The 11,865-nt window shown below is 54.8% G+C and carries 7 protein-coding genes; 2 read left to right on the top strand and 5 right to left on the bottom strand.

Features of this window, described 5'->3' with window-relative positions; all coding sequences use genetic code 11:
• Positions 1–1,714 (bottom strand): TIR domain-containing protein (locus tag WBM93_RS12745; RefSeq protein ID WP_424432242.1); only part of this gene is annotated, 1,714 nt, incomplete at its 3' end.
• An 88-nt stretch (positions 1,715–1,802) separates the two neighbouring features.
• Between WBM93_RS12745 and WBM93_RS12740 the strand changes: the two genes are divergently transcribed.
• Positions 1,803–5,117, top strand: a complete 3,315-nt coding sequence (locus WBM93_RS12740) for a caspase family protein (protein ID WP_424432241.1) — start codon at positions 1,803–1,805, stop codon at positions 5,115–5,117.
• Entirely contained in the window at positions 5,114–7,117 is a 2,004-nt protein-coding gene (locus tag WBM93_RS12735; RefSeq protein ID WP_424432240.1) for a caspase family protein, read from the top strand. The genes WBM93_RS12740 and WBM93_RS12735 overlap by 4 nt, the downstream gene beginning before the upstream one ends.
• Here WBM93_RS12735 and WBM93_RS12730 read toward each other — a convergent pair.
• From WBM93_RS12730 to WBM93_RS12715, 4 genes are all read right to left on the bottom strand, one after another.
• Positions 7,114–8,208: a S1 family peptidase gene (locus WBM93_RS12730; protein ID WP_424432239.1), complete on the bottom strand. Its 1,095-nt coding sequence runs from the start codon at positions 8,206–8,208 to the stop codon at positions 7,114–7,116. The two genes, WBM93_RS12735 and WBM93_RS12730, sit on opposite strands and share 4 nt — an antisense overlap.
• A gap of 407 nt (positions 8,209–8,615) precedes the next feature.
• Positions 8,616–10,616: a hypothetical protein gene (locus tag WBM93_RS12725; protein ID WP_424432238.1), complete on the bottom strand. Its 2,001-nt coding sequence runs from the start codon at positions 10,614–10,616 to the stop codon at positions 8,616–8,618.
• A gap of 32 nt (positions 10,617–10,648) precedes the next feature.
• The gene (locus WBM93_RS12720; RefSeq protein WP_424432237.1) at positions 10,649–11,086 is read right to left on the bottom strand and encodes an ion channel; all 438 of its coding nucleotides are present in this window, start codon (positions 11,084–11,086) and stop codon (positions 10,649–10,651) included.
• Positions 11,087–11,421: 335 nt separating this feature from the next.
• Positions 11,422–11,865 (bottom strand): GGDEF domain-containing protein (locus tag WBM93_RS12715; RefSeq protein WP_424432236.1); only part of this gene is annotated, 444 nt, incomplete at its 5' end.

Genomic DNA, 11,865 nt, shown 5'->3' with positions numbered 1-11,865 from the left:
TTCCCCGTTTTCCCACCAGGACCGCGCGGCCCGGCAAACCGATGAGACTATTGGGTTCTACCTCAAATTCCGCACGCGCCTTTTCCAATTCGCCAAGCATCAGATAGGCGTTACCGATATCGCCGTGAACCGTACTTCGTTCGGGATTGAGTTTCAGGGCCTTTCGTCCAAGTTCAATGGCCTCGTCATACCGCTTCTCCGCATACTTAATATTCCCGGCGGACTTGAATATGGAAGGGTTAAGCGGATCGAGTGCTAATGCGCGTTGAATAGCCGCATCTGCCTCCGCGAAACGTCCGATGCGCGCGCAATATATCGCATAGCGACTAAAAACATCTACATCGCTCTTCGCCAGTGAATAGGCTTTGTCATAGGGTTCCCTCGCGCCTTTGACATCCAGCCGACCGTAAAACAGGGCATGGCCTAGAGCGGAAAAGCCGGGTGCGAATTTTGCAGCGATCTCAACGGCAAGCTGCGCTTCCTGCACTGCTTCATTATATAATGATTTGCGCTGCTCGGTTTGAGTAGTCTGATTGCCCAGAACAGCCAACGTACGCGACCGAAAAGCGCGAGCGGCTGCATATTTCGGATCTATGGCTATCGCTTCGTCAAATTTTGCAAGCGCCTTGCGATAGGATTCATCATCAATATGCAGTTCGAACAAGTCCCTGCCGCGCAGGTAGGAGTCGAAGGCTGCCACGCTCTCCGTTCCGCCTGCCTGTACCTGGTTTTGATTTCTTGACCCGGAGTCTATTGCCGCAGAAAGAGCCGTGGCCACCGCAATGGCAATTTCCGATTGCAACGCGAAGACATCTGTTAATGGGCGCTCGAAGGTCTGCGACCATTTGCTGATCCCCGTGCCACCATCAAGGAGGTCGGTTGCTATTTTGACTGTATCGCCTGCCTTTTGGACGTTTCCTTCAAGCAGAAACGAAACGCCGAGTTCGTCCGCTATGCTCTGGGCGTCACTGTCGTGATCACGAAACTGGTTTGACGATGTCTGCCCGACAACCTGCAGCAGCGCGTTACGCGATAGTTCCAGACGTATCTCTGAAGTCAATCCGTCTGAGAAATAATTCTGATCCGGATCGCCGCTGAGATTGGCAAAGGGCAAAACGGCAATGCTGCTGGAAGTCGAGTCACTTGAAAAAACGCCGTTTTTCCAAATCGCATATCCACTACCGGCAGCGATAACAGCTGCGCCGCCGAGCAAGGCGTTTCGGCGCGTCAACAGAGCTGCTCCGGACGCCTTCTGAGGTTCGGAAAGTTCCCTGTTATCGTGCAGCGCTGCGACCGCACGCAGCATATTTTGCATCCCGGGGCTGGCAGGCTTTTTGGACGACCGCGAAACGTCCAGGCATTGAAACTGTCCGAACCCCAGCGGCGGGTCGCTGCCATCGATCGAGAGCGGCACCAGTCTTCCGCTGTCCCGCCCCCGCGTTGCCTCGTCGTGAACCCAATGCGACCCGATCGACGTCTTCGACCAAAGCACCACTACCGCCTTAGCGTTTGCAAGCGCCTCTTCGGTGCTGTTCAAAAATCGTTCGCCGCCTTCCAGAAGGCCATCCCACCAGACGGAAAAACCCGCCTGTTCCAGAGCGTTCACTATGGAAACAGCCTTTTTCTTATCGACACGGGAATAGCTCAGAAAGACGGTATGGGCATTCGCCGAACCGTTCGTTGACGCATTTCCCTCGGCATTGTCGTCGGTCACCCTTGCCAAACCTCCATTATGCGAAGCAGCGATACACTTCCCGTCTAGCAAGTTTTTCAAATTGCAGAAAATAGTTTAAGGTGAACATATGGTTATTGCCAACGTAAAATGGATTTCGATTCCCTGCCATCTTGGCGCGACCCTGATTCTGGCGGCGCTGGTGTTTCTGACTACGGCCTGTTCGCCGGACGTGAACGAGCCGCCGAAACGCGATGCGCTCTACCCCAAGATCGTCCTCCAGACTCTGCCAACCAACGGCGTCGAGATCGCCGCATGGACGCCGGATGACAAATATATAGTGACGGCGGTCGGCCAGACCCGCTCGGTCGCCATCTGGGAGGTCGCCACCGGCAATATCATCGACCGCCTGATTCTGCCCGCCGACGACAACGAGACCGGTGTTGTCCGGCGGTTGAGATCCATGGAGGTCTCGCCCGATGGACAAACCGTCACGTTCGGCGCAGAGACCTCCTATTTTGCCGACAACCAGTTCAGCGCGCCCACTGCCCACCGTTACCGACTCGATCTGACGACAAAGAAAATAGTATCGGTGCCTGTGCCCGAAGGCACCGAAATTATTTGGACCGGACCCCAGATCGAAGATGCCGTCATGGCGCTCGGCGCAATTTATGAAGACGATGAAGAGTTCGGTGCGGAAAGAGCCGAGCAAATACTTCTTCCCCTGCCAAAATCACACAGCGGAAAATGGGCGTTGAAGCGATATCCGAAATCGGTCATTGATCTGCCCGACGGCAGCCCTGCAGAAGGTGGCATGGCCATGACCAGTGTCTCCGAGGGCACTGTCCGGCTGCTGGTTCATCCGCCGATGGTGAAATTCAGTAGCGCCGACCTTTCCCCCGATGGGCGATGGTTCGCCACCGCCGATGACAAGCTGATCCAGGAGGCCGACAACGGTCCGTTTAAAACGATCATCGAAGTCTACGATACGCAAACCGCAAAATTTTCACCTCAAGTCAGACTGGCCGGAAACTACGTCGGCATACAATGGCTCTCGACCGAGCAGTTTCTGGCGACACAAACCTCGTCCAGCCGCGAGCGCTATACCGATGGCAATGCGGAAGCAGAAGCCGTTCCCAATCCGGTTGCCGTGAAAATCGACGCCGAGAGCGGCCAGATGGTACAGCAATTGCCAGAGCGCTGTTACATGACCGCGCTGCCGGATGGAGGATTTCTCGGTGCCGGCATCGATAGTTGCTGGCCGGGCTACGGTCAGGATGTCGGCCTGCAAAGATACGATCCGACTGCACAGCAGTGGTTGTCTTTTGGAGATCTTAAACTCAAGGAATATGTGTTCATAGAGCGGTTGGCTCTCTCGCCCGACGGCAAATATATCGCAGTTTCTACCCACGACGAGGACGGACCTGTCACGCATTATATCCTGGACGCGCAAACCGGCGGGGAACTCCGTGTAAAACCCGCACCTGGTATCGACTATATTGATGAAATGTCATTCGATCCCGACAGCTCGCATTTGCGGATATCGGCGAACCGGCAGATTTTCACCTGGAATATGGTCGACGGAAAATGGTCGGAACTGCGATTTGAATCGCTGGATACGACTGTCTTGGCAAGCAATGGAAACATCCTTGCCATCGCGGGTGCAATGGACGACGTAATCGGACTATATGACATCGAGAGCGGAAAAACACTTCCAGCGCTGGACTACGGGAATATTACCGCTGGCGGATTCGTGCCCGGAAAGCCTCTTTTCTGGGCTTTCTCGCAGCAGGGCGGGATAAGAATTTGGGACACGCGGGACTGGTCTGAACTGCTGACCGCCTATTTTTTCTACAATCAGGGTTTCATGGCCGTCACGCCGGACGGCCGTTATGACAGCAATATCCACCCCTACAAGGCTCAGTTTCGCTGGCTTGTCTCGGATGCGCCCTTTCAGTCTCTCAACCCCGATGCATTCAGCCGGGACTATTATACACCCGGTATAGGCTATCGATGGCTGGCCTGTTCGATCGAGAAAATTTGCAAAGATGCTTTTGAACCCGTCAAGTCGATTACCAATCTGAACCGCACGCTGCCCGAGGTGACGATCCGCAGCGTCGAGCCAGGTTCCGATCCGACAAGGGCTACTGTAACCGTCGCAATCAAGGAGGGTGTCAACCCGGAAGCCACAAACGGCAAGACCCATTCAGGGATTTATGACCCGCGCATCTTGCGCAACCATCAACTTGTCCTTCGCTCTGCAAAAGACGCCCAGCAGCAGCGGCTGGACATCACCGCGTGGCGCAAAGTGAAGCGTATCGAGGCCGACGGCACCCATGTCCTGAAGGCGGAGGTCATGCTACCCAGCGGTACCGGCCCGCGCGACCGCACGCCGATTATCACCGCTTATGCGTTCAACGAGGACCGGATCAAGGGCGAGACGGCGGAGTATCGCTACCAACGACCGGATGTGCGGTCACAGGCACCACGCGCCTATGTGGTGAATATCGGTATCGATCATTACCGGCAGCAACGGTTGAACCTCAGCTATGCCGGTGCCGATGCGCGATTGATGGGAGAGCGCCTGGCTGATATCCACGGCTATGACACACGGCATCTTTCGATCTTCAGCACCGGCAGCAGGCAAGCCAGCGGAACGACCGGTCAGCCGGATTTTGTGTCGAAGAACATTCTCCGGTCGCTGATGGCTGTACTTGCAGGCGAGAATCGCGTTGCCAACCTGCGCGCCTTGCAAAAGCGGGGTATCAATGCTTCAATGCTTGAAAAGGCGACACCCGACGATCTCGTCATCCTGACCTATGCGGGCCATGGATGGGCGGACAAAAGTGGTGATTTTTTTCTTATTCCTTCCGAAGCGGAATGGTCATCGAGCGCAGGAACGCCGGAGCGAAAGAGCCTTATCTCCTCGAATGAACTGGCTGCCTGGCTGTTGCCAGTCGATGCAGGCGCGATGACCTTCATCATTGATGCCTGTCACTCCGCTGCTAGCGTGGAAAATGGCAGCTTCATACCTGGTCCGTTGGGTGACGTAGGACTAGGTCAACTCGCCTTTGATAAGGGCGTTCGCATTCTGTCAGCGACGCAGGCTGACGATGTCGCGCTGGAGGACGCGCGGCTGCGCCAGGGATTGCTGACCTATGCACTCGCTGGCGAAGGGCTGTTGCCGAGCGGAGGCAAGGCTGACCAGGATCGCGACGGGCAAATCCACATGACCGAATGGCTGAACTATGCGGTTCGGCGACTGCCGGCGCTAAGCGAAGAGGTCAGCGTTGGCCGGTTCAGCGGGACCAGCGCGCCTGGCACACGCGCGATCGTCTTCCACGAAGCTCCAGCAAACGCCCCGAAGCGAAAGGTGCAAAAGCCGTCTCTCTTCGATTTTACGATTGATTCCGATAATATCGTCTTGCGGAACCGCGGCGGATGACCCGTGCCCTTGTCCTCGTCGGTCTGATATTCGCAGGATTGGCATTGGGCTCTTGCCGGTCTGATACGATGCCGCACCCTGCGCGCGAATTGCACAACGTCAACAGCCTGTTCGTTGGCATTGATGACTATCGCTTTTCGCGCGAGAAGGACCCGAACTCTGTTTTCTCCGACCTCAAAGGTGCTACCGGAGATGTGGCGCGTTTCAAGCAGGCGCTGGGCGAGATATATGGTCTCGATCTCGATAGACATGGCAACGGAGCGTGCGATTCTTCCAATACCATCTCCAGAACCCTGACAAATGTCTGCGCGACCCGCGAGCAAATACTTGCGGCGCTTGATGCACAAATCGATGCGTTGCAACCGGGCGATACATTGCTTTTCTATTTTGCCGGACACGGCTCGCGATACCGGGATGACGAGGCCTTCGATCAGGACTCCGGCTATAATGGAACGATCCTGCCGCATGATGCGCGCAATCCCGACGGTTCACCGGGTGATATATTTGATATCGAGCTGAAACAGCGCAAGGACCGGGCAAATGCCGCAGGTATCAATTTCGTTTCGATATTCGATTCCTGCAATTCCGCCACCGCAACCCGCGATGGTGCCAGTGGGCAGGCACGCAGCGTAGCTGCCTTGGCTGGCAGCATGCCGGAAAATATGCCGCGCGCTTCATTATCATCGTCCGACGTCGGAATCGATGCAGGCTATTGGGTCCATCTGGCTGCTGCGCAGGATGGTGAAGAGGCACAGGAGACCAACAGCGGGGCAGTCGGTTCCCGCGCCGGTGTTTTCACCAGTGCCCTGATTGACACGCTAGGCCTGCCTGGCATGGCCGAGGCGACCTTTGGTGACATCATCCGCGAGGTACAGCTGAGCGTGGCACAAAAAGGCAATGTCGCGCAAAACCCCTCCGCCGAGGGAAGACTTACTGCCTCGCTGGGTGCAAAGGCGCGCGCGGCAAAGCTGTTCGACGCGGAGTTTGATGGCGATACGATCACCCTGAACAGCGGCAGCATTTCCGGCATTACAGTCGGATCCGCTTTCGCTTTTCATGCCAACCAGAAGGATGCAGTTTCGGACAAGAGCCCGCTCGCCACCGGAACGGTGACCAGCGTCGCTGAGACTAGCGCACAGATCGCCGTCGTCGACAAGTCTGAAACCGCACTACCGGAGCGGCTGGTCGCCGAAGAGACCGCTCATTTTTTCCCGGCGGATTTCATATCCATCACGAATGATTTACCCGAAGGTAAAGCCCGCAATGCAGTGAATAGGATGCTTGCGGAAACCGGTTTCGTCAAAGTCGCACCGGATGGCGTGGCGCATATTGCCGAAATCGACGGCGGCGGTCTTGTCCTGCGGGCAAGCGACGGGACGCTTCTGGCGGATGGACTGGGGAATGCCGGTGATCCGGCATTCCAGCCAAGGCTGGAAGTGGAATTGCGCAAGCTGGCGCGTGTACAACAGTTGCTTGCATTGCGTACTTCCATTCGTGAGGGCATGGACGACATCACCTTTTGCATCGCTCCCGATGGCTACCGACCGACCGCTTGTCCCGCGCTGGAAAAGGGCGGTGTCCGACAGCTCGGCGAAAACGGCCGCGTCACGGCTACGCTGGTCAACCGCAGCGACAAACCACGGCACATCTATCTGTTGGCAATCGACCCGCGCAACGCCATTGATCTCATTTTGCCCAAACCGGACGAATTCGATCAGAAAGTTGCGCCCGGCCAGCCTTATCGCCGCGGGCCATTTTCGTTCGATCTTCCGGGTACATACCGCTTTCTGACAATCGCAACCGACACCCCGATTCGCGCAGACGCCTTTGCCCAGGCCGGAAATGGTGTTCGTGATATCGGTGCCTGCATTTCCCCTCTCGAAAGGCTGCTTTGTGCGGCGAGCCGCGGCACACGCGACGCGGGTGTGACGAGTGTAGGAAACTGGTCAGCTTCGGTTGCTTCGGCCATCGTCGTCGATGGTGATATCACAGCCCGCTAGCGCCCGTCGGATAGCGAGAATGTAACAACCTTGCCCGGGACTACCTGTTGCTTCGCGGCCACGATCCAATCGTCATAATGAGACACGCGGGTGTAGACGACCGGTTTGCCTGCACCACATCCCTTCGCGAAGGAGACGAGCCCGACCAACGTGCGTCCATCGCCATCCTGCCGGGTCAGCGGCCCACCGCTGTCGCCCTGGCAGCTGCCTTCGAACTTTGCAGCGTCCAGGGATCCCGCGCATAGCGAGCCGGGGCCATAAAGACTGCCATATTCCCTCGTGCAGACCGCATCCGGCTGATAGCGGAGAGATAATTGTTGCAGCACGGCGGGATTGCGTTGCACCGTGGCTCCGCTGTCCTGCCGGGTCACCCTGTCGGTTGCTCCCCTGTGTCCCATCCAGCCCCATCCGGTGACCCGCAGATTTTCGCCTTCATCGAACTTGCGGTCGTTACTTTTCATCAGCGGGACCGGTGCGAGCCTGCCCCGCTTGACCAATGTGTCTGTCGCCGGATTTTTCTTCAGCCTGATCAGCGCGATATCGTGCAGTTTTTCCGCATTGCGATAATCGCCGTGGATTACTACCGAATCGATGTCATATATTTCGCCACCGGCGGTCAGGTTCTGGGTGCCGATCCGGACGTTCCGGTATTTGATCGCGTTGCGCGGATTGTCAATTTCCCGGCCAGATGCATCCATCAGCGTGTCTTCCGGGTCACCAAATCCCTTGATATCGACAACGCAATGTGCCGCCGTGATCACCCAGTCATCGCCGATGTAGGAGCCCCCGCACTGGTGCCGCAGCTCAAAATCCTGTCGCTGGTCAAGATAGACCTTGCATTCGTCGCCGTCTGTCAGGGTCTTGTCATATCTGGCATCCTTTTCATCATATCTCGGCGGCGAAAATATCTCGACTTGCCAAGGGGCCGACCCCGCTTTGGCTGGTTCTCCGCCGACGATCCTGCCCCCGTCAGCTTCCAGCCGGCGAGCCTCGCATCTTTCGGCGAGGCTCCTGGTTTTCGCCTGATCCTGTTGGTTTTCGCTCGAAGGCTGTCCACTGTTGCATCCAACCAGAAGCAGTGCGCTGGCCAAGCATGCATAAACTTGATTGGTACAGTTTCTCATGGAACCTAAATTATTCTCGCTCAATGCAGGTTGGACAAGGTTTAGCATTGTAGCTGCATCCATTGAAAGGCGTTTTTGGTGGTCCCAACCATCTTGCGAGATCGCTAAAGGCTTGATTTCAGCCTCTTGTTTAAATCTTGTTGTATGGCTGGCTTGCCTCCGGCAGCCTAGTTCCATTGTGATAAGACAGCAAGTCGATCAGAATTGTGCATTCAGGCAGCCACCTTTTCTGGCATCATATTTGGAAGCGCTGAAATTCTACAATATTTGCAACCGGTTTCAAACCGATGCCGTTTGCGCCGAGCACTACTATTGCGCGGGGGGTGCTGAGGATGCAGCTTTCAGCCCCATCAAGGTAATGTGCACAAAAAGGTCTAGACAGGCACGGTGATATGTTTGCCTCCAAACACGGCCTGCCAATTTTCAATTTCCGCGACAACAACATCGTCAGTCGCGTGAACCAGCTCCGTTACACGGCCGTAATCGAGAGCTGAATCGGGTGCGGAAGATAGTAATCGGATACGACCTTGAATGGCATCAAGTTTTTCTGCGGTAATTTCAGAGATTGCGGCAAATCTTTCAAAATCACCAAAGAAACGAATACCGGCAATAGCTGCCCCAAATGTCGGGAACAAAACACCCAACACGGTGAATGACTTGGAAAGTTTGCTCACCACATTGCCGTCCAACACACCCACCACCGACCCGCTGTATAGTAGCAAGTATATTGCGACGGAAACTATGGCGAGTTTGAAGAGAAATTCAGAAAAGCCGTCAAGATTTTGATGAACTGCCTTTAATCGTTTGGCTTTTTCGGAATGATAATCGTGCTGCGGCGTGACGTGACTCTCCAGAAGCGTCGTCAGGGTTGCACGTAAATAGGCAGTTGTCACCTTCACTCGTGGCAAGCCGATATCACGCAGCGCATGGCGTACATACCATTCCGGCCAAGAGGTTTCCGTCCCGCGTGGCCAGCGACCCGGCGGGCGGGCAACACCAAGCACAAGCAACAACGGACTGTGTCGGAAATATTCTGCGACGCGGCGTGTTTCAAACCAGCGGCCATGCCAGCGGTATTTCTGACCGCGCCAAGTGATAATTACAATCCCGAGCAGCAGGACAAATTCAAACAGAGCAAAGCCCCATTTCTGTTCCGGCGAAACGAGCGGCAAATAAAGGATGCCGCCGACAATCGCGAGGGCCGAAAGCAAAAAGTTGACGACCATTCCGGCGCGATAGTGATCTGACAGCCTTGCCGATATGCCATCAGCCCAAGCAAAGTTTTTCAGAGCATTGTTGTGAATTTTATCTGCAATTTCCGGATCTGCTCCAGGGAGGTTATCTACCGCCTCGAGAAACGCAGCGCCGTTACCCGTGGCAATGTTGTCCGGCTTTTCATAGGTCTGGACAAGAGATCGGAAACGCGCCTCCCCTCCGCCAAACAAGGCTTCAATGCGCCGATAAGCATGGACAAGACGGGAACTGCGATTATGCCACTTCTCCCTTGTTAGTGCTGCAAGACCACGATGAGCGGTGCTTTGATCTGTCTGTCTCGCTTCTTCCGGACAAATCACCTCTTTTATTATCGATGAGACCTCAAACTCGCGGCTATTCTGGGCTGCTTCGCTTGGCGGGAGTGCAAGGGATTCCGGGGCGTGAAGAATTCGCCAGTTTTCGGGATCCTCTGGATTGATCCAGATAACCGGTGCTCCAAGATCGAGTGCAGTAGCCAGAGTATGACCAGCGCCTCCGATATCGGCGGAGCTTTTCCCATCCCAAACAGCAATGAGCAGGTCCGATTGTTCAATCAATATGCGCCCCGCCAATAACGCGCGTTGAGCGCTTTCCAACGCAAAAGCCTGGGCTTTCGCAAAGTCGCCTGGCGCACCAAGCTTAGCGAGATAGATGGTTTCTATCTTCTCATCCTGATCCGCCAGTTCAAACAGACGAGCTTGGCGGGCGACCAGATCTATTGCTTCTGCTCGTCGCAAGGTTGCGCTGTCCCGCGCCAGTTCGCCTTTTAGAATGGCTCGGGCATCTGCTGCATTTTCGGGCTTGGCATTTATTGCAAGATTGAGTCTTGCGCCAAATGGCAATGGGCTGACCAGTTCCCAGTTTTTTGCGAGCGCCATTTTCGCTGCAGCCTGATCCGTCCCGTCGACCAACAACGTGTGCAACCGGGTCGGTGCCAAAGTATCTGACCCAAGTAACAAGGGCGCATCCTTGGTGGCCTGGTCGATCAATTCAAACAGAGCCGCCAAGACGGCCTCTATCTGTTCGGCATTGACCGAATAAAGCGGATGTTGGGCGCGGTGTCCAGTCACCCCGATGCTCGCTCGTATCTTGGACATGGATGGGGCGGCGACATCATCCACTGCAGGCGTGCTCCTGACCCGTCCTTTATGTGCTAGTTCTTCCGAGGGGTCCATAATCGTTCCATTGTCAGATAAGTGAATGAAGCGCTCCAGGCGATCAGAAGCAGACCGGTCAACGCTTCAATTCCCGCAACAAGTCGCATGGAACCTTCCGGTGTGATGTCACCAATGCCGAGAGTGGTGTAAGAGGCAATGGAAAAATAGAAATAGTCGGCTGCCGTTGACGTATGTGCTCCGACTAAATTGCCTGTGCCGGCCAGAGCCATTCCCCAAAAGGCAATGGCGAAGAGCATGATTTCGATCAGATGAGTCATGAATATTATAATCATCACAACCAGCATCGGATAGCGAATACTGTTCTCAATTTCGGAGATCCGACTGGCACCCATTCGCAAGGCCCTAGAATGCAAATACAGGCACAGAGCAATCACCAATACCGACACGGTAAGTGGAACAACATAATCATTCATCGCCAAAGCTTTGGTTCAAATGGCAATTTTGTCAAGCTGCCAAGAGCTTATCAAGACTGGTCAAGATAGCGATTGAGGCGATTCCGAATAAACCGAATATCGGCACAGATTGTGAGAATTCGCAATATCCGGTATTGTAGCTATAGCGTCCACTTGAGCCGGATAATATGAACGGTCGCTTTTGGGGCGTATTCTGAGCAGCCGCTTCTATTTTCCATCTAATCAGTTCGAACGACCGCTAATGGGTGGGAAGCGGAATGGCAGCTTGTGGAGGACGCCGTGGCTGAATTCAGCATTCAAACGATCTGACCAGCAGTTTCCGTGCACGGACAGCCTTAAAGCCCGCGCGAACCGCAAGGGCCATTTGTATCGACAATGAGGTTCCGGCCGCTATCTTTGGCAATATATAAGCCCCTATCGGCCTTTTTTAGCCAATCCGAATATTGTCCGATATCTTGCGAGATATTTGAAATCCCAAAGCTCGCAGTAACTTGTAAATCTGGAACCCCATTGAATTTAGAGGCCGCGATTATTTTGCGAAAACGATCAGCAGCAGCAACTGGTTCATTTCGTTTTGTTCCGGTCATTAATATGGCAAAGTCCACTCCTCCTATCCGAGCAAAAACATCAGATGGCCTCATGATCTTTTTGACCTCTTTTGCGATTGCACGCAAAACTTCGTCTCCTGCGGCGTGGCCAAAATTGTCATTGACTTGTTTGAAATGATCCAAGTCGAAAACCAAAAGAGCACTGTTGATTTTCTGCCGCTCAAATAGAGA

Source organism: Parasphingorhabdus sp. (assembly GCF_049667325.1).
GTDB lineage: Bacteria > Pseudomonadota > Alphaproteobacteria > Sphingomonadales > Sphingomonadaceae > Parasphingorhabdus.
Note: the sequence above shows the minus strand (reverse complement) of the source record. Positions and strands in the feature narration are given on the sequence as shown.